Source organism: Caulifigura coniformis, assembly GCF_007745175.1.
GTDB classification, from domain to species: Bacteria; Planctomycetota; Planctomycetia; order Planctomycetales; family Planctomycetaceae; genus Caulifigura; species Caulifigura coniformis.
In genome coordinates this window covers 4603256-4621919 of record NZ_CP036271.1, presented here as the reverse complement: position 1 = coordinate 4621919, position 18664 = coordinate 4603256, and the positions used below count along the sequence as shown (strand labels likewise).

Annotated in this window: 15 protein-coding genes and 1 riboswitch; of the genes, 5 read left to right on the top strand and 10 right to left on the bottom strand. The window is 60.7% G+C overall.

What is annotated here, in order from left to right:
* Positions 1-24: 24 nt before the first annotated feature.
* Together metF and metE are read right to left on the bottom strand one after the other, a co-directional pair.
* The gene (gene metF / locus Pan44_RS18665) at positions 25-996 is read right to left on the bottom strand and encodes a methylenetetrahydrofolate reductase [NAD(P)H] (RefSeq protein WP_145032067.1); all 972 of its coding nucleotides are present in this window, start codon (positions 994-996) and stop codon (positions 25-27) included.
* Positions 997-1118: 122 nt separating this feature from the next.
* On the bottom strand, positions 1119-3413 hold the full coding sequence (gene metE / locus Pan44_RS18660) for a 5-methyltetrahydropteroyltriglutamate--homocysteine S-methyltransferase (RefSeq protein ID WP_145032063.1): 2295 nt from the start codon (positions 3411-3413) through the stop codon (positions 1119-1121).
* A 136-nt stretch (positions 3414-3549) separates the two neighbouring features.
* Here metE and Pan44_RS18655 point away from each other — a divergent pair, with 136 nt between their 5' ends.
* The gene (locus Pan44_RS18655; protein ID WP_145032058.1) at positions 3550-4455 is read left to right on the top strand and encodes a LysR family transcriptional regulator; all 906 of its coding nucleotides are present in this window, start codon (positions 3550-3552) and stop codon (positions 4453-4455) included.
* 686 nt (positions 4456-5141) lie between these two features.
* Here the strand turns inward: Pan44_RS18655 and Pan44_RS18650 are convergent.
* Positions 5142-6104: a DUF4465 domain-containing protein gene (locus Pan44_RS18650; RefSeq protein WP_145032054.1), complete on the bottom strand. Its 963-nt coding sequence runs from the start codon at positions 6102-6104 to the stop codon at positions 5142-5144.
* A 114-nt stretch (positions 6105-6218) separates the two neighbouring features.
* Positions 6219-6422, bottom strand: a riboswitch (cobalamin riboswitch).
* Positions 6423-6652: 230 nt separating this feature from the next.
* On the opposite strand from Pan44_RS18650, the gene Pan44_RS18645 reads away from it, so the two are divergent.
* The 3 genes from Pan44_RS18645 (at position 6653) to Pan44_RS28350 (ending at position 10456) form a co-directional block, all read left to right on the top strand.
* Complete coding sequence (locus Pan44_RS18645) at positions 6653-7636, top strand: DUF1559 domain-containing protein (RefSeq protein ID WP_197453455.1); 984 nt, start codon at positions 6653-6655, stop codon at positions 7634-7636.
* 499 nt (positions 7637-8135) lie between these two features.
* Positions 8136-9758 (top strand): potassium channel family protein, encoded by a 1623-nt coding sequence (locus Pan44_RS18640; protein ID WP_197453454.1) that lies wholly within the window; start codon positions 8136-8138, stop codon positions 9756-9758.
* A gap of 416 nt (positions 9759-10174) precedes the next feature.
* A complete protein-coding gene (locus Pan44_RS28350; RefSeq protein WP_145035101.1) occupies positions 10175-10456 on the top strand; it encodes an integrase core domain-containing protein in 282 nt (93 codons plus the stop codon).
* A gap of 135 nt (positions 10457-10591) precedes the next feature.
* Here Pan44_RS28350 and Pan44_RS18630 read toward each other — a convergent pair whose 3' ends face one another.
* From Pan44_RS18630 to Pan44_RS18600, 7 genes are all read right to left on the bottom strand, one after another.
* Positions 10592-11398, bottom strand: a complete 807-nt coding sequence (locus Pan44_RS18630; protein ID WP_145032045.1) for a DUF4198 domain-containing protein — start codon at positions 11396-11398, stop codon at positions 10592-10594.
* A gap of 89 nt (positions 11399-11487) precedes the next feature.
* Positions 11488-12051, bottom strand: a complete 564-nt coding sequence (locus Pan44_RS18625; RefSeq protein WP_145032042.1) for a DUF2271 domain-containing protein — start codon at positions 12049-12051, stop codon at positions 11488-11490.
* Positions 12052-12066: 15 nt separating this feature from the next.
* The gene (locus tag Pan44_RS18620; protein WP_197453453.1) at positions 12067-12723 is read right to left on the bottom strand and encodes a PepSY-associated TM helix domain-containing protein; all 657 of its coding nucleotides are present in this window, start codon (positions 12721-12723) and stop codon (positions 12067-12069) included.
* Between the two features lie 19 nt (positions 12724-12742).
* Positions 12743-13753, bottom strand: a complete 1011-nt coding sequence (locus Pan44_RS18615) for an alpha/beta hydrolase (protein ID WP_197453452.1) — start codon at positions 13751-13753, stop codon at positions 12743-12745.
* A gap of 75 nt (positions 13754-13828) precedes the next feature.
* A complete protein-coding gene (locus tag Pan44_RS18610; RefSeq protein ID WP_145032035.1) occupies positions 13829-14749 on the bottom strand; it encodes an alpha/beta hydrolase in 921 nt (306 codons plus the stop codon).
* Positions 14750-14806: 57 nt separating this feature from the next.
* The gene (locus Pan44_RS18605; RefSeq protein WP_197453451.1) at positions 14807-15835 is read right to left on the bottom strand and encodes a siderophore ABC transporter substrate-binding protein; all 1029 of its coding nucleotides are present in this window, start codon (positions 15833-15835) and stop codon (positions 14807-14809) included.
* 148 nt (positions 15836-15983) lie between these two features.
* Complete coding sequence (locus Pan44_RS18600; protein WP_145032029.1) at positions 15984-16997, bottom strand: DUF1559 domain-containing protein; 1014 nt, start codon at positions 16995-16997, stop codon at positions 15984-15986.
* Between the two features lie 422 nt (positions 16998-17419).
* Between Pan44_RS18600 and Pan44_RS18595 the strand changes: the two genes are divergently transcribed.
* A complete protein-coding gene (locus tag Pan44_RS18595) occupies positions 17420-18511 on the top strand; it encodes a hypothetical protein (RefSeq protein WP_145032026.1) in 1092 nt (363 codons plus the stop codon).
* The last annotated feature ends 153 nt before the right edge of the window (positions 18512-18664 follow it).

The window sequence follows — 18664 nt, the reverse complement described above, 5'->3', positions numbered from 1 at the left end:
TCGCCGCGATCTCGCACGGCCGCATCAGTACCACGTTTCTGTTTGCCTCGCCGCAACGAGATCTTTGTCGCAGCTTGCCAGCTGCTTGCCAGGTGTGCGACCGGCGATCGGACTCAAGTCGCGGGCATCGAACAACAACTCACGGACGATCAGACGGACCGCGGCCGCCTTGTTGAGAACGTAGAAATGGATTCCTGGAACTCCATGCCTGATGAGGTCTCGGCATTGCTGGATTGCGTAGTCGACACCGAATTCGAACTGCGCGACAGGATCATGACGCGCGGCCTCGAGTCCGCTTTGCAACTCGTCCGGAATCACCGACCCGCAGAGTGAGCTGATTCGGACCAGACTGTCATACTCCGTGACCGGCATGATGCCAGGGACGATTGGAGTTTGGATCCCGGCCCGAATTGCTCGATCGCGGAACGCGAGGAAGGTCCGATTGTCGAAGAACAGCTGAGTGAAGACGGCATCGGCGCCACACCGCACCTTCGTGCCAAGGTGGAGCAGGTCCGTCTCATCATCGGGCGATTCCGGGTGCTTTTCGGGATAGCCGGCCACGCCGATTCCAATGCTGTCGGACAGCTCGCGGGCAAGCGTCACGAGTTCATGGGCCCTGCGAAGGCCGCCCGGGGCTTCTTCGCCGCCAGTCGATGCGTTTCTGGGAAGATCGCCCCTCAGGACCATCAGATTGTTGATTCCGCTATCGAACGCCTGCCGCATCCAGTGCTTGAGACTGTCAGCGGTCGAGTTGAGGCAGGTCAGGTGGGCCATTGCCGGAGTTGAGAACTCCTGCTGAATCCTGCCGCACCATTCCAACGTCCGCTTACTGGTCGATCCGCCGGCTCCGTACGTGCAGGAAATGAATGCAGGCCGACATTCAGCAAGCTTTTCCAACTCAGTCGCGAGCTGACGGTCTCCCTCCAGGGACTTCGGCGGAAACACCTCGAATGACAATCCAAAGCGATTCGGACCGTAGGCGTCTCTGATGTTCATGTTGACCCCGCAATCAAGCTTTCAGAACTGACAATGCGATAGAAGGACTTCGCTCGAGACCGGCCGACTTCTTGAGGTCAGTGGCCTTGTTCGTCGCCGCCCAAGTGACCGACGATCTTTTCTTACTGAGCGTTCGTAGTGACTCGAAGCGTCTTCGCGGCCGCGACCATGTTGGTCAGGGCCGGAATCACCTCTTCCCATTGCCGCGTCTTCAGGCCGCAATCCGGATTCACCCAAAGGCGTTCGGCGGGGATCCGCTCCGCCGCCTTCTGCATCAGCCCGACGATGTGCTTCTCGGTGGGGATGTTGGGCGAGTGGATGTCGTACACACCCGGGCCGATATCGTTCGGGTACTTGAACGTCTCGAAGGCTTCCAGCAGCTCCATATCCGAACGGGAGGTTTCGATCGTGATCGCGTCGGCATCCATCTGGGCGATCGCTTCGATGATGTCGTTGAACTCCGAGTAGCACATATGGGTGTGGATCTGCGTGCTATCCGACACACCGTTCGCGGCGATCCGGAACGACTCCACGGCCCAGTCGAGGTACTCTTTCCACTGGAAACGCCGGAGCGGCAGACCTTCGCGGAGCGCGGCCTCATCGATCTGGATGACCTGCACGCCGGCCTTCTCGAGGTCGAGCACCTCGTCGCGAATCGCCAGGGCGATCTGCTTGCAGGAAACTGAACGCGGCTGATCGTCGCGAACGAACGACCAGTTCAGGATCGTGACCGGGCCGGTCAGCATTCCCTTCATCGGCTTCTTCGTCAGCGACTGGGCGTACTTGATCCAGCGGACCGTCATTGGCTTCGGCCGGCTGATGTCGCCGAACAGGATCGGCGGCTTCACGCAACGGGAGCCGTACGACTGCACCCAGCCGAACTCGCTGAAGGCGTACCCGTCGAGCTGCTCGCCGAAGTACTCAACCATGTCGTTGCGCTCGGCTTCACCGTGCACAAAGACGTCGAGCCCCAAAGCTTCCTGCTCGCGGACGCACCGGGCGATCTCGTTCTCCATCGCTGCGGTGTAGCTGGTCTCATCAATCTTGCCGGCTTTGAACTGATTACGGGCTCGGCGAATGTCGGCCGTCTGCGGGAATGAGCCGATGGTCGTCGTCGGGAACTTGGGAAGCTTGAGGATCGCAGCCTGCTTTTCTGCGCGCTTCGGGAACTCGCTCTTCCGCTCACCGAGCTTCGCGTCGATCTTGGCGACGGCGGCTTTGACAGCCGGGTTATTCACTCGAAGCGACTGACGACGCGATGCGATTGCGGCCTGATTGGCTTTGAGTTCGGCTTCCACCGAGCCTCGGCCGCCGGCCAGCGCCTGCTTGACGACGCGGAGTTCTTCGAGCTTCTGCTTCGCAAAAGCCAGCCAGGATTTGATCTCGCCGTCGAGCTTCTTCTCGCTGTCGAGGTCGACCGGCACATGCAGCAGCGAGCACGACGGAGCGATCCAAAGACGATCGCCGAGCTGCTTCGCGATCGGCTCCAGCCAATCGAGCAGGCCGTTGAGATCGGTCTTCCAGATGTTGCGGCCGTTGATGACGCCCAGCGACAGCACGCGATCGGCCGGCAGCTTCTGAATCAACGTCGCGACTTCTTCGCGGGCATTAGCGGCATCGAGATGCACGCCAGCAACCGGCAGGGCGGCGACAAGAGGCAGATTCGCAAGCAGCGGGCCGAAGTACGTTGTCAGCAGGATCTTGACCTTGCTGGTGCTCAGCGCCTGGTAGGCCGTCTCGAACGCCTTCTGCCAGGCCGATTCCAGTTCGGTGACCAGGATCGATTCATCGACCTGGATCCATTCGCAGCCTTCGTTGGCGACCGTCTCCAGCAGCTGTTGATAGACCGTGAGCAGTTTGGGCAGCAGAGCGAGGTTGTCGGAATCGTCTTTCGCTTTTCCGAGCGCCAGGTAAGTGACCGGGCCGACGATGACCGGCTTGACGTTCACTCCGACGGCCTTGGCTTCCCGGATCTGGTCGACGAGGCGAGCCGCATCCAGCTTGAACTCGGAACCAGCGGTGAACTCGGGAACGATGTAGTGGTAGTTGGTGTCGAACCACTTGGTCATTTCACCGGCGGCGACGCCTTCCGGGTTCGAACCCATTGCCTGTGGTGCTGAGCGTCCTCGAGCCACGCGGAAGTAGTTGTCGAGAAGGTCCCCCTCGTAACCGCGGACCCGCTCCGGGAGATTCCCGAGCGTGAAGCTCATGTCGAGCATCTGGTCGTAGAACGCGAAGTCGCCGACCGGTACCAGGTCCAGCGAGGCCTGCGTCTGCCAGTTCTGCCGACGGAGTTCGGCGCCGACGGCCTTGAGGTCAGCGAGGCTCGACTGTCCCTTCCAGTAGGTTTCCTGCGCGAACTTCAGTTCGCGTTCTGCTCCGATGCGGGGGAAGCCCAGATTGTGCGACGTGATCATGAGATGACCTTGTTTCGTTCGGTCTTGAGACTCTGAGTGTTTGAGACGCCCAGAGCCTACTCTTCCCCTGAAATGATGAAAAATGATAAATTCTCACGTATTCATGAATACTGCTCATGTACGGGAGGGACCCCAAATGCTGTCGACGATCCAACGAGGTCACCTCGAAATCATCAGGGCGATCGATCGAGGGGGTTCGGTGACGGCCGCCGCTGAGTCGCTCTACGTCACTCAGCCTGCGCTCAGTCACTCGATTCGCAAGCTGGAAGAATCGCTCGGGCTGAAGATCTGGGACCGGGAAGGACGAGTTCTTCGCCTCACTCAAGGAGGTCAATACCTCCTCGAAGTGGCGAATCGGCTCCTCCCGCAGTTTGAACGCGCGGAACAGCAGCTGCGTCAGTTCGCGCAGGGGGAGCGCGGGACACTTCGGGTCGGGATGGAATGTCATCCCTGCTACCAGTGGTTGTTGAAGATCGCAGAGCCCTTTCTGGAAGCCTGGCCGGACGTCGATCTGGACGTCATTCAGAAGTTTCAGTTCGGCGGAATTGATGCGCTGACCGGACACGACATCGATGTGCTTGTCACTCCGGATCCGCTCAAACGACAGGGACTCTTCTTCGAGCCAGTTTTCGACTACGAGCAAGTTCTCGTTGTTGGGCCGGGCCACCCACTCCGGAAGGCGAAGTATGCAGAGGCCGAGCAACTGGCCGATCAAACGCTGATTACCTACCCGGTGTCCGTCGACCGCCTCGACGTGTTCAATTACTTTCTGGCGCCAGCCGGAGTGGTGCCGGCGAGACACAAACTCATCGAAACCACCGACATCATCCTGCAAATGGTGGCCTGTGGTCGCGGTGTTGCGGCCTTGCCGCGATGGCTCGTCAAGGAACAGCAGGCGCGATTCGAAATCTTCCCGGTTCGACTCGGGAAAACCGGAATCGACAAGCAGATCTTTCTTGGGCTTCGCAAAAACGATCTGGAGATCGATTACGTCAAGGCCTTGCTTGAGGTCGCCCGTGCAAGCAAGTCACTCGCGAAGTAAACAAAACGCGAGGCTTACACTCCCGAGAAAAAGAGCCTGATGCCCCACCGCACGTGAACTGCAACTACCTTGACGCGGCGGGAGGGCCAGAAGTCGACCGCGGACTTCCTGCGGCGGCGATTGGAGCGGGCGCTTCCGGTAGCAACGAGGCCGCGACAACAATTGCCTGGCGACGACTTGTGCTTGGAATGAGCCTCCAGTCGACTTTTGCCCCATCAGACTGGCAGAAGCTTAGTCTGGTCAGGCGGCCGGACGAATGTGAACCTGACTGACCTCGAGACTCCTCGGAGATCGTCACACGACGCGGCCGAGTGGCCTCCAGGAGGACACCCTCCAGCCGAGCACGTCGAATGACATTCTCAAAGGACTTCGGAGAGGCCTCCCACACCAGAGTCGCATCCATCAGGTGAACTCCAACGGCGTCAGGTTCATGCTGTTGGAGCAACGAGTGGACTTGCGCACGAAGCCAGATGAGCCAGTCGATTTCTCGACAGTCAATTGGCGGACGTAATCGATCGTGGGCAACAAGAACCCGGGCGTTCTGCGTTCCGGCGACGAGGCCCCAGTGCAGGGAGTCTTTCTCGGCTTGGAACCCCAGCGCGTTCATCGCCTCGCTATCCGTCCACGGGACGACAAGACCACAGAAGATCGTCGAGTACGTCCCTGGCTCGTCAGGTGACCTGGCCTTAAGCAGATTTCTTTCGAAGGCCGCGCCTCCGAAGGACGACCCCCAGCCCCGTAACAGCCGCGAACATCAGGCTCGTCGGCTCCGGCACGGCTTCAAGTTGCAGATCGTCCATTGCGAAATACGCGGGGGTGTTCATCCCAAAGTCACCCGCGTCGCTCGATGCCAGGTTGAAGTGGAGACTTTTCGCGTCCGCAAGGGCCGAGAGATCCATCCAGGTCCAATCGTCGACGATGTAGTCCAATGAATTGTCGTCAAACCGATAGTCCGCGAGGTAGAACTCGACCGACTCGGCCATTGCCAGGCCGTCAGCACCGATGCCATAGGCAGTGAGCTTGAACCAGTCGGGGTCGTCCCCGCTCGCACCTCCGAATGTCTTGCCGAAGCTGTCGCCACCGAGCATTGACAGAGCGGCATAAGTCGTGTTTGTGACGTACATCCCCACTGCCGCCATGCCGGTGGGAAGGCTGAGGGTCGGCAGGCGGAACAGGTCAGCAATGTCCGTCGGGTCGAACGCGTCAGGATCGAACAGATTGGGAACGATGTCGTCGTAGCCAAATGCAATCCCGTAGTTGTCAACACCCGGCCCCATTCCAGATCCCGGATCGGAAAGGGTGTAGGCCGCATATTGGTTCTCGAAGCCGGGTGTCACGATGTCGCTGACGTTCGAGTAGGAGAACCCGCTCCAGCTCCCATACGTCTGATCGACCCGATTGATGAACCCTGCTCCCCCGCTGGTAAACGTGCTCTCGTAAACAGGGCCGTAGGTGCCTTCAACGATGACGCCGTCAGGCGAATCGCCGTAGTAGTAGCTTCCTACGACATCCGCTCCGCTGTATTGGGTGCCTTGCCCAGGCGGGAGATCGTCGAAGGTGATGATTTCCGCGCGAGCAGGTAAGCCGACGGCGGTAATGATCAGCAAGGCGCAACAGCGAATACAGGTGGCGTAACGCGAAAAGAGCATGACTTCAGCGGTCGTATTGGAACGATGGGCACGAACGCCATCAGGAGAATGAATCTCCGGACACGCTCGCGATCAGAGTTCGAAGGCTTTCGCGATGCCCCAAGACCGAGGGCCAGGCGAAATGGACCATGGGCAGGTCTTCCGGCTCCCGGCGAATCCATCCCGCCTTCCCGCGTCTCGGCTCAAATGGCGACCGAACAGCAGTGGCAATTGGGATGGACCTGACCAGTTACGGCGGCGGCCCCGCGACGGAATTTCACCGTCTTCCCTATTCTCTCCAGGCGACACGCCTGAAGCACCCATGTCGGCGGCGAAGGTAACCGTGTCATCGGCCATCTGCAACACTGCGCAAAGGGGGGCGACAGGCGAGTTTGTCGAGACGGCCGGTCCCGTCTATCGTCCATCTTCCCCTGCAGGGGGTGACCACCTGGCTGAGAACCACCAGGTGATGGTCGGCTTTCGCGTCCTTGGACGGCATGCTTTCGCTCGCGATCGTTGCGTTCGTGACTTCACGCTGCCGATCGGCGTCGCCTCGAAATGAAATACCAATGTCCTCTCTCTTCAGAATTCGTCGCGGGTTCACGCTGATCGAACTCCTGGTCGTCATCGCCGTGATTGCCGTCCTTGTCGCGTTACTGTTGCCCGCCGTGCAACAAGCGCGCGAGGCCGCCCGGAAGACCCAGTGTCGCAATAACCTGAAGCAGATGGGGCTGGCGATGCACAACTACGAATCGGCCATGCGCATGTTTCCGAAAGGGGGGCCGGCGATTTCGCTTCCGGATTCCGCTGTGGCCAACCCGACTCCTGCGAACCTCAATGCCTGGGCAACGATGTCCCGTTATGCCAGCTGGGGAACCGTGCTGCTGCCCTATCTCGATCAGGGGCCGCTCTACAATCAATGGGACATGAACCTGTGGTACTCGCAAGGCAGCAATGTGCCACTCGCACAGACACGGCTCGCAGTCTTCATCTGCCCGACGAATCCGAAGTCCCAGGATCTCAAAGCCAATGGCGACACCCCACTGTCAACGACCAGGCTGTACGGTCGGAACGATTACGCGGGGAACTGGGGCGAACGAAATCTCAGGTGTCATCCTGCGAGATGTGCGAACAGTCACAGTGACCAGAACGACTCGGCGGGACGGGGACCGATGCGATTGCTGTCAGAAAGCGCCGTCGGTGTACGCGACATCACGGACGGACTCTCCAATACCGTCATGCTCGGAGAGGCTCCCAACGCGATCTTCGGTCAGTGGGCGGGGCACAAGAATCTCATGGACCAGTCAGCGCCGCTGAACGGCATCATCAGCTCGACCTCACCATGGGATAGCTGCCGCCCCTTCGGTCTTGTCACGCCGGAAGGAGGACTGGGATGTGACCCCGGCCATCAGGATTTCCACAGCTTCCACACAGGGGGAGCGTTCTTCCTCTTCTGCGACGGGAGCGTGCGATGGCTCAATCAGAACATCGACCTGAAGACCTTCGCAGGAGTGCTTTCGCGCAAGGGCGGTGAAGTCCTCGGGGAATTCTGATTGATGGGCCCGCCTGTGAACTCAAGACGGATGCTCTGCGCGGCCACTACTTGCCACGCAGGGGACTCAGGTCCAGCCACTCCCTCGAACTGATCGCGACACTTCGTCGCTGGATACCGTCGACACTCTGGAAGGACTTCGACTGGACGGCCGACCTGCGGTGATCGACAGCAGTCTGGACATCAGTTGTGCGCTGGAGCCTGGTCCGTTCATCCATTGCCGCGATGACTCGCCGGAAGACGCCGTTCGAATTATCACGAATGTCATTCGACACTCGCTGTTCTGAGACGAAACTTGTGCGCTGGAGATGACGGCTCGTGGCCGGGCGGACGTTCGACTCGAGGTTGATGCTGCAGAACGTCAAGCTCTGCCGCCTGCCCGCCGACGCGGTGAGACCGGTTGGAGTTCACTACCCGCAGTTCCAGACGCATCACGGTCCATGAAATCGCTTCCCGTTGCTCTCTCTTTCCTGACGCATCCTGCACGGCGGCGCAACTTGATGGCCCTGGCTCGGCTGCTGCTGGCCCTGGTGCTTGTTGTGAGTGTGTTTACGGTCGTCTTCCATGTGCTGATGGAGCGGGAAGGACAATCGCATTCTTGGGCGACTGCCGTGTACTGGGTCATGGTCGTGATGTCGACACTGGGTTTTGGCGACATCACGTTCCAATCCGATCTTGGCCGGGTGTTCTCGGTCTTTGTGCTGCTGTCGGGGTCTGTGTTCATGCTGGTGTTGCTCCCGTTCATGTTCATCCAGTTCTTCTATTCGCCGTGGATGGAGGCTCAGGCGGCTGCCCGAGCCCCGCGACAGGTTCAGGCGCGTATCAATCGACACGTCCTGGTGACTGGACTGGGAGTCATCGAGCAATCATTGATTCGAATGCTGAAGCGAGCAGAGATCCCGTACGTGGTTCTGGTCAGTGAACTGGCCGAAGCACTGCGGCTGCATGACGACGGTTACTCTGTCATGGTTGGCGAGGTCGACGATCGCGACACCTACTTGCGTGCAGGAGTCGAACGAGCGGCGCTTGTTGTCACAGCACTCAAAGACACGACGAACACGAATGTCGCGTTCACGGTCCGCGAGATTTCGTCGAGTGTCTCTGTAGTTGCGACGGCTGCTGCTCCTGCATCAGTCGATATTCTGCAACTCGCAGGTTGCAACGAGGTGTTACAGCTGGGAGAGATGCTGGGGCAGGCATTAGCGAGGCGAGTGTTGGGGCGTGACGCGAAGTGTCACGTGGTCGGTGAGTTCGAGGAACTGCTCATTGCCGAGGCCGCCGCTGCAGGTACGCCTCTCGTCGGTCGGACACTGAAGGAGATTCGCCTGGCAGAACATGCGCGGGTGAATGTCGTGGGAGTCTGGAATCGCGGGCGTTTCGAGCTCGCGGGACCGGAGACTTTGATAACTTCGACCTCCGTGCTGCTGCTCGCCGGCACTGCAGCGGATCTCGAGGAGTATGATGGGCTGTTCTGCGTCTATTCAACGTCCGACGCCCCCGTGATCATCGTTGGTGGCGGCCGAGTCGGGCGGGCGACTGCCACGGCGCTCAGTGAGCGGGGTGTGGAATACCGAATCGTTGAACGCAATGCCGATCGCGTGAGGGTCAAGGGGCAGTATGTGATCGGAGATGCGGCAGAACTGGATGTGCTCAAGGCGGCTGGAATCATGACCTGCTCGTCAGTCGTGATCACAACTCACGATGACGATATCAACGTCTACCTGGCAATCTACTGCCGGCGGCTGAGGTCGGATGTCCAGATTCTGGCGCGCGCGAATCAGGACCGGAATGTTTCAACCTTGCATCGCGCGGGGGCGGACTTCGTGATGTCTTATGCCTCAACCGGCGCGAGCACGATGTTCAACCTGCTCAAGCGTGGAACGTTGCTTCTGCTTGCCGATGGTCTGGATGCCTTCCGCGTTCCTGTTCCGCCACCACTGATCGGAAAAACGCTTCAAGAGTGTCGTTTTCGGCAGACGACGGGGTGCAACGTTGTCGCGATCGAACAGGGGGGGCGGTTGGACACGCATCCAGCGCCACAAACCCGGCTCGCGGCGGACGCCGAACTGGTACTCGTCGGAGATGCAGAATCAGAACAGAGGTTTTTTGACTCGCTCCAATAGCTCAGTTCGGTCGTCGACCTTCGGTCAGGTCAAAGTGTGAAGCAATCGGGCTGTCTCCTGACGATGAGGACCTGTAGCCGATGTCGGAGTGGTAGCGCGGCGGCATGGCGCCATGGTCTGGCAGTGCGACTGCGTCTCCAGGCCGCTGTGGACGGCTCAAGGTCTGGGCGACCTGTACATCCTGGTGTTCCTCCACTTCGGCACACTCCGTTGCTGGATCAGTCGGTGCACCGACCATCCCAAGCCGGCGTGGGTTGAGCAGCAGGCCCGCAACTTCGTGATGCACGCGGACGATGTGGAACGGAGGCCCGAGATTGTGATGCGGGACAATGACTCGAACTGTGCCCCTGAGTTCGTTCGAGTGCTCACATCAGGACGAGTGAAGGTGAGGCGAGAATACGCTCCGGTCACCCAACCTGCGAGCCCACGTCGAGCGCTTCATCCAGACGCTCAAGCACGGGTGCCTGAACAAGTTCGCGATCGTGGGCAGTCGCCACCTGAACGACATCAACAGCGAGTTCCAGGTGCACAACGACCGGGAACGGCCGCATGACGCGAGGGGAAGCCCGCCGCCGGACCCGTTCGACATTCCGAACGCGCCTCGAGCGGAACGGCCAGACGTCGTGGCCCACAGCCGACTGGGCGGGCAGTTGACGTCGTACTCGCAACGTACGGCCCGAGAGCTGAGTCGCGAGTGAGGCTCGGCAAAGTGCCGGATGACACGTTGCCAACTCGGACACACCAGAATTCAGACAGAGAGTGACGCGATTCTCGGGTTCGCATGGGGGCAACCTCGAACACACGCCACTCTCGAATACTCGCAGTGGTCCGAATTACTTCGGCAGCACTTCGAATGTCGCGGTATAGCTGAGGTACCGGGTCTTCGCCTGCGAGACGGTCGTCTTGGCGTCGCTGGTCGAGGTCTCCATCCAGTACATGCCGGGCTCCTTGAATTCGACTTCGAACTCGCCGTTGGTGTCCGTGGTGGCGTGGATCTCGTCCTGCGAGTCGCGGTAGCGCGTGCCGCCGCGGACCATTTCGATCTTCAGTTCGCCGGTCGGCTTGCCGTCGACCAGGAGGCGGAAGCGTCCTTTGGAGCCGACATAGAGGTCATTCGGGTGCGTCAGCGGGATGAGTTCGATCCCCTTGCCGGTCGTCTGCAGAGCGCGATCGGACGGAGCGCCATTGGTCACGAAAGTTTCGATGCGGCCGACGGTCTCGGACACTTCCACCTTCTCGGCGTTCGCGGGGATTTTCGCGGCGACATCCTTGGCCGCTCCACGCCAACGCTGCGGCTTGCCATCGGCTTCCCAACTGGCGAACACTCCCGAACGCGGCACGGCGATCTTGTAGGTTCCCTTCTGACGCAGCGGGACGTCGAACACGCTGCGATACTTGAGCATCGCCTTGCTTTCACCTTCGACCTGCGAACCGTCCGGGGCCGTGATGACCAGCGTGTCGAGCGGGAGCGCGTGGTGGTTGAAGTAGAACAGATCGTTCGAGATGGCGCCGTCGACGGTGATCAGCGGCTCCGAGCCGGACAATACGGTGTCGGACGGCAAGAGCCACATCTTGTGGGCATTGGCGGTCAGTGGCGAGACCAGGACGAGCGCGATCGCGAGGATCAGAGGGCGGGGCATCAGTGAGCTCCTGTGAGGATGGGGAGTAGTCAAATGCTCTCGTTGAATCTGGGATCAACGGCTTCAATTCAATTTGTGACCAAGGTCGATCAGGGCTTCACCGTAAGGGTGATCTTCCCCAGTTCTTTCTTTCCGGCGACCTGATAGGTGACCGACTTGTCGCCGGGCCAGTGGAACGGAATTTCGAGTAGTTCCCGTCCGCCGACCTCCCTGGCCGCTTCGACCAGCAGGACGTACTTGCCAGGGGAGAGTTTCGCGAGTTTCTGATCGTCGATCGTCACCGTGTGCTCACCAACGGGGCGTGATGGAGCAGAGATGCCATCGGCCGGGAACTCGATGTTCCGCCCTGAGCGCCGCCACCACTGCCGCAGGTCGGGAAGCCATTTGGTTCCGGCGCCGTCGGTGGTTCCCTTGAGCTGATACCAGACCGCCAGATTCGTGACGACTTCCTGCTTCTCGTTCTGGATCCACATCGCCACGTAAGGACGGTGGTATTCGGAGACGTTGAGCTGTGGAATCTCGACCTTCAGCTCCATCTTGTCCGACTTCATCTGGAGCTCGTCGGCCTTGGGCTTCGGCTCCTCGGCCGGGCTGGATCGCAACGTCGCACCGGCCATGACGGCCATCAGCGCGACCACAACAATGCGTCTCATCGGGCACCTTCTCGTTTAACGGGTATGACTGATCAGCAGGGCCAGGAACCAGGGAATGGCCAGCCCCAGTGCAACGACCGGCCAGGTCATCCGGCGATGCCTGGCATGGAAGTACAGGAGATAAAGGCCGGTGACGCAGAAGATGAGAGTGGCGATCGCGAAGAGATCGAGGAACCACTTCCACGCGAGTCCGGTATGCCGGGCTTTATGCAGATCATTGAAGTAGGCGATCCATCCGCGATCGGATCTTTCGAATTCCACGGCTCCCGTCTCCCGATCGACAACCAGCCAGGCATCGACGCCCGGCGTAGGCATCGAGAGATACACTTCGCTGGTCGACCATTCGGCGGGATGGGCCGGAATGGGCCTCGCCAGCCGGTCTGCGAGCCAGGTCGCCACCGGATTTGGGACAGGGGCCGCGTCACTCGCCTCGGCCGCGTTCAGTGTGTCGAGAACATCGCGGGGCATCTCGAGCGTCCGAGTGAGGACCGCCGGCTTCGCCTCGATTTCTCCGGCATGGTTCAAGGTGATGCCCGTAATGGTGAACAGAATCATCCCTGCCAGACACAGCGCCGAGCTGACCCAGTGCCACTGGATCATCGTGCGCAGCAGCGACCCGCGACGCGATCGCGTCCGGTTGGCTGGCGTTGTTGGCGGAAGTGAAGCTGACACTCTCGTACTTGTCTGGGAATCAGGGAGCGGCGGCCGCTGGAGTGGGAGTCAATCCTTTGCCCGCGGAGGCGCCGACATCCTGCAGCGCCTGCATCAGTGAAGCGCGAAACATGGGACCATGGCTCAGTCCTGGGAATTCCTGATACGACGACTTCACGCCGGTGACACTCTGGAGTCGTGCGGCCAGCTTGAGTGCGGAGTCCGGCGGCGCTCCTTCCAGTCGAGCGAGATGCGCCTTTTCGCGCTGATTGTTGGTGTCTCGGGGACGACCTTCACCAGTTCGCTCCTTCTCGCCGAGATGAATGACGATGCGTTTCGAACGGCCGGCGTTGTGCTCGATGAAGCGTTCTGCCTCAGCGAGCTCAACTCCCTTGTCCCACCACAAGGAAGGACTGCCGGCAATGTAGTTGTCGAAGGCGCCGGGGCGAGTAAAGAACGCATGGAGGACGAAGAGGCCTCCCAGCGAGTGCCCCCAGAGGGTCTGCTGACCTGGCGCGAGCTTGACTGATTCCATGACCTTCGGACGGATTTCGCGTTCAATGACATCCAGAAACGAATCAGCACCGCCGGTAACGGCGGCGACCGCTCCTGGCTCAGTTCTCGACGTCAGCGTGGGGGTGTAATCCCGGTAACGGGCCTGCGAGTCGGTTCGGAGATCGTTGTCGTGTCCGATAAAGACCAGCACGGTCGGTGTCGTCCGAGTCGACAGATCCTTCAGCAGCGCCTGGTTGAACTCCAGGAGGCAGGCGTTGCCATCGAGCATCCAGAACGACGGAAAACCATTATCAGGCGTCGCACCCTTCGGGATTGCAAGGTTCACTCGCCAGGTACGGCTTGCGTCCGGGCTCGACATCGTGAATCGCTCAAATCGGTAATGTTCCGACTCTTCGTCGGCGACGGTTCTGCCAATTGTGCGAACCGGGGGCTGCGCGACGCATAAGGAGCCGGCCACGACAAAATGTGCCGTGATCACTCCGATCCCGATCAGCACGCGAAGCAATTGCAATGTCCCTGAATTTCGTTCGAGCATCGTGGACCTCACATGACGTCCTTTCGAGAAGACGACGATGCGAAAGGATTTCGCGAGAGGCAACATCCGGGCGTGTCACTTCGGTGCGAGGTGATGACGAAGAAAGTCTTCCGAGGCTTTCTGTTCAGCATCTCCGAATCCGTCCCCGTGGCCGGCTCTCGGAACGGAACGAAAGTCGACTGCGATCCCTGCCTCTTTCAGCGACTTCACCAGCAATTCGCTCTGTCCATGTGCCACGACTGGGTCGCGCTGCCCATGAATGATGAGAAACGGTGGATCGTTGGCGGTGACATACTCGCAGGGATCCGCGCGTCGCGCCTCCGCCGAGAGGCGCTGGACCGGGCCGCCGAGAAGCAGGGATTCCGGTGAATTCGGGTGGTCATGATCGAGTGCCGGGCCGCCCGGAAGACCCTTGGCCTGCTCGTTCATGAGCTGGAAATTTGTCGGACCGTAGTAGTCGACTACGCATTTGACGGAACTCGACTGGTCGAGATTCTCGCCGATGTCGAACTGTGCGACGTCGCCTGTCGTGCCGACGAGCGCTGCGAGATGCCCTCCGGCTGACGCGCCCCACACCCCGATTCGGTCGGGATCGATGCCATAGCGATCCGCATTCTTACGAAGCCACCGGATTGCCGCCTTGCAATCCTGAAGCTGTGCAGGAAAAGGCGCGCTGTTGCTGAGCCGGTAGTTGATGCTGCAGACCGCGAATCCTTTGTCGTACATGACACGGGCAGGATGCCACACATCCTTGCTGCCTTCCCGCCACGCGCCGCCGTGAATCCAGATCACGAGCGGAAGCCTGCTTCCTTCCACCCGTGCGGGGACCACGAGGTTCAGGCGATGCCGCTCATGCTGGCGGTACTTGAACTCCACATAGGGAACATTGAAGTTCTCACTCCCCTTGACCATCGGCGCGACTTGATCCTGTCCTGCCACCCGGCTGGAAAAGAGAGCGGCGATGACCCCGAGTAGTGGCCAGACCAGTTGTCGCATACGAATCAGCAGAACGTTGGAAGAAGAGAGACTCAGGATCGTTGAAGTCCGTGGGTGTCAGGACGCAGGTTTCACGGCAGGCGGGTGCTTGTCGAACGCCGCGTCGATCTGGCGGATGCTGTTCCGCAGCTGCTGCAACCCGCCGCCGACGAGGTACCAGCCGGCCCCGTCGAGATGCACAACTTTCTTCTTTTGCCATGCCCCCGACTTGGCGACTCCCGGGTTCGCGGCAAGAACGTCGCTGGCGTTGGCCCGTTCCTTGAAGGCCGAGTTGCGGTCGATCACGAACAGCCAGTCCGGCTCGCGCCCGAGGATCTTTGCGAAGCGGGCCGCCTCGACCGCGGCCCGCTCTTTTTCCCGGGCCTCGGCTGCGGGATCGGGGACGCCCGACTCGCCGGCGCCGCGCGCGGCATTCCGCGGCCGGCGTTCTCCGGGCGGAGGTGCATCCTCCGCAGTGACGACGGGTTCGATGCCGATCAGCTCATAGACGATGCCGAAGCGGGTCAGCGGCTGCTGCGCCATGACGCGGTCACCGACTCCAAACAGCAGCAGACCGCGCCCCTGCTGGGACGCCTTCACCTGGAGTTGCCGGATTTCGCCGAGCAGTTCGAGCACCTTCTCGCTGGCTTCCTTCTCGCGCGAGAAAACTGATCCGAGTGTCAACGTGTTCTGGACCACGCTCGGGATGAAACCGACAGTCGTCGTAGAGAGATCGAGGGTCGGGGCGATCGCGCTCACGTCCGGGTATTTTCCGGCCGAGCGGCCGCCGACGATAATCAGGTCTGGCTTGAGTTGCCGCAGGGCCTCGAGGTCGGGCTCAAACAACGAACCGATCTTGGCGTACTTTTCGCCCGCATACTTCCCGAGGTAGTCCGGCCACGCCTCCGGCTTCATCGATGGAACTCCGGCCGCTTCGACGCCGATCGAATCGAGAATATCGAGAGCGCCCAGATCCAGAACGGCGACCTTGCGGGGAACGGCCGCCAGCTCGGTCGTCCCCTGCGCATGGAGAATTCGCTTTGACTCTCCGGCCTCGACAGGGTTGAGGCCCCCGCCAATCAGCGCGGCGTGAAGGACAGCGACCATCGCAAGCGTTCGCGACGAACTGTTCGAAAGACTTCCCAGGGGCTTCATCAGTGAATCCACGGAATTGAACGACATTGCCAGACGAAAAAGACGAGCTGGCGTTCGACCTGCGTTCACGCCGATCGCCAGCTCGTACCCTGCATCCTGATTAGAACTCTCCGACCACTTCGCCGCCGGAACGGCTGAGGAGTGCGTGCCAGGTATTCCGATCGATGTTGTCGCTGACGAAGCGCACGCTGCCATCGCAGAGCAGCACAGACACTCCGCCGGAGTGGAAGCTTCGAGAGGCGACGGCCTTCGCGGAGCCCGAGCCAAAGTCCGGGATTTTACTGTTCGGAGTCAGGATCGGAGCCATGACCGGACCGTTAGGGACGCTGCCGCGGAGCCACATCGTGTTCTTCCCGCCGGTCCAGCCGCCGATGGCGGAAGCGATTGCGTCATAACCCTGATTCTGCCCGGTGGCCGCGTTGCTGGCCGATCCGTTCGCTCGCCACAGCCTGGGATCGGCCTTCTCCGAAGCGGCCGGAGGCGTGGCGTTCGAACCGGGCCCGACGACGGCCTCGACGAAGGCGATTGTGTTGGACGTGCCGTCGGTGATGTCGCGAATCAGGATCTTGGCGTTGGCCCAGCACAGGCCGTTTCCAGGATTCGAGCCCGCATGGAACGCGCTATCCAGCCCGTTCCCATGGACCATTCCGTAGCTCGCACCGGCCGTCTTGTAGGTCACGGATTGCTGAGTGATATCAGTGACGGGATTGCCCGCCATGCTGGGGCAGAGGTACGTCGGAATCGACGTCGCGGCGATGGGACGCAACGCCTCGGGAAGGATTCCACTGCCGGGATGCCCCATCTGGATGTTCCAATCGATCAGGTTCTGTAGGTTGGCCTGATCGAGGAACGGCAGGAGCCGCGCGAGCGGTGAGTGGTCATTGAGGTACCCGACCCCGGGGCCGCCGGCATTGGGCAGCACCTCGTTGTAGGTCGACATGTAGTTGTGAAGCGCCAGCCCGATCTGTTTCAGGTTGTTGCGGCACTGGGTCCGACGGGCGGCTTCGCGGGCCTGCTGCACGGCCGGCAAGAGCAGGGCAATCAGAATGGCGATAATCGCGATCACGACCAGCAGCTCAATGAGGGTGAAGGCTCGCCTTCTCGACAGGTTCATTTGTCTCCGCACTTTCTCTTCGAACACCCAAATCACACTGAGACTGAGTCTCAACGACGTGCTCTGTATCGGAAGGAGAGGTGACTTTCAAGGTTCCCCCACCGTCCGATGCCTCGGATTCCTCCAAGGCGCTCCGGCTAGTTGGATCGCATAAGGCATTGAAAAATAATGGCTTGTGTCGCGATGTTCCATGCCGTTTGGCTATCGCCCGCACTGGCTGGGATTGTTGGGTGAGTCAGTTGCAAGCCACACCGAGGCCACTAGATTTTCATTGCAACTGAGACTCAACATGAATCGAGGGTGTGATCCGCGCAGTCCGTTTGACCGCGTGAGATGCTCTCCCAAGAGTCGCTGCCCGGTGGTCACGCTCGAGAGCCGGCCTGCACTCCAGTGGTCTTTCCTTCTCCGCTGACTCCACGTCCATGACACCACCCCCTTCCGCGTCCGTTTCCGCGCCCCCGCCACCGGTGGAGAAGCTTTCACCGCTCCAGCAAGCCCGCAAAGATCGCCCGGCCGTTCCACCGGCGAAGGCGCCTGCTCCCAAGCGCAGCAAGCTTGGCAAGACGTCGATGCACCTGACGCGGCGCGGTCACTTGTACGCGGGCCTGCTGCTGGTCCCCTGGGTATTCCTGTACGGTGTGACCGGCTTCCTGTTTAACCATCCGGAGGTCTGGTCAGACCAGCCAACCACCTCGATCACCAATCGCCTGATCAAGGGAACGCCCCTCAGCGAACTGCAGAGGCCGGCCGCGATGGCGGCCGAAGTCGTCGCCGCGATCAACGCCAGCGGAAAGGACCAGTATGAACTCCTGGATGCCGACCGCATCTCGTTCGGTCGTGGCGGACTCGGCGCCAGTCTCATCGGCAGCGACGGAAAGGCCTACAGCGTCAGCCTGGGGACGAGCGGAACCGGATCGATTCGCGAATTGGCGGTGGGCGGACTCGGGGGCCGCGGCGGCGGCGGTCGCGGCGGACGTGGCGGTTTCGGTGAATCATCGACAGAAAGTGCTGCGGCCCCGTTCGAAGTGAAGAGTGGTCTCCTCCTGAAGGCCTCGCCGTTCGACCGCATTGAGGATGGACTGAGCACCGTCCTGTCACGTTTGAAGATGGATGGCGTCCGTGTGTCGGAGGTCCGCGTCACGCCGTTGTCGTTCCAGATGGAGTCGGCCGGAAAGAAGTGGCAGGCCTCCTACAACCCACTGATCGGTTCCGTGACGGGCCAGCCGGTCCCCGAGGGCGCGGAAGGGCTTGCCATGTCGGCCCGATCGTTCCTGCTCCGGATGCATATGGCGCACGGCTATCCGGCCGATGACAACCCGATTCGCTTTGTCTGGGCGATGATCGTCGACGCGATGTCTTTGATCATGGTGTTCTGGGGCATCTCCGGAATCGTGATGTGGTGGCAGATCAAGCGGACACGCGTCCTGGGTGGAATCTGCCTGCTCCTCAGCGTTGCCTCGGCAACGTATGTCGGAATCGGCATGCACGAGATGCTGGCCAATGGGGTCCGCTGATCGAGCGTGTCTCACGTTCCATGTCTTTTCCCGACTTCCGTGCAGCAGGCTTCCAATGAACGTTCGTCGTCGTCTCGTTTTCTCCATCACCGGTTCATTCGCACTGTCAGCATCCGCGGCGTTCGCCCATGGGATTTGGGTCTATCCCCAGGC

Coding starts and splice junctions, on each gene's coding strand:
- Pan44_RS18630 (WP_145032045.1), bottom strand. CDS start 11,398: ATGCCCCGCCCTCTGATCCTCGCGATCGCGCTCGTCCTGGTCTCGCCA.
- Pan44_RS18640 (WP_197453454.1), top strand. CDS start 8,136: ATGGCCCTGGCTCGGCTGCTGCTGGCCCTGGTGCTTGTTGTGAGTGTG.
- Pan44_RS18595 (WP_145032026.1), top strand. CDS start 17,420: ATGACACCACCCCCTTCCGCGTCCGTTTCCGCGCCCCCGCCACCGGTG.
- Pan44_RS18650 (WP_145032054.1), bottom strand. CDS start 6,104: ATGCTCTTTTCGCGTTACGCCACCTGTATTCGCTGTTGCGCCTTGCTG.
- Pan44_RS18610 (WP_145032035.1), bottom strand. CDS start 14,749: ATGCGACAACTGGTCTGGCCACTACTCGGGGTCATCGCCGCTCTCTTT.
- Pan44_RS18605 (WP_197453451.1), bottom strand. CDS start 15,835: ATGGTCGCTGTCCTTCACGCCGCGCTGATTGGCGGGGGCCTCAACCCT.
- metE (WP_145032063.1), bottom strand. CDS start 3,413: ATGATCACGTCGCACAATCTGGGCTTCCCCCGCATCGGAGCAGAACGC.
- Pan44_RS18625 (WP_145032042.1), bottom strand. CDS start 12,051: ATGAGACGCATTGTTGTGGTCGCGCTGATGGCCGTCATGGCCGGTGCG.
- metF (WP_145032067.1), bottom strand. CDS start 996: ATGAACATCAGAGACGCCTACGGTCCGAATCGCTTTGGATTGTCATTC.
- Pan44_RS18600 (WP_145032029.1), bottom strand. CDS start 16,997: ATGAACCTGTCGAGAAGGCGAGCCTTCACCCTCATTGAGCTGCTGGTC.
- Pan44_RS18615 (WP_197453452.1), bottom strand. CDS start 13,753: ATGCTCGAACGAAATTCAGGGACATTGCAATTGCTTCGCGTGCTGATC.
- Pan44_RS18645 (WP_197453455.1), top strand. CDS start 6,653: ATGTCCTCTCTCTTCAGAATTCGTCGCGGGTTCACGCTGATCGAACTC.
- Pan44_RS18655 (WP_145032058.1), top strand. CDS start 3,550: ATGCTGTCGACGATCCAACGAGGTCACCTCGAAATCATCAGGGCGATC.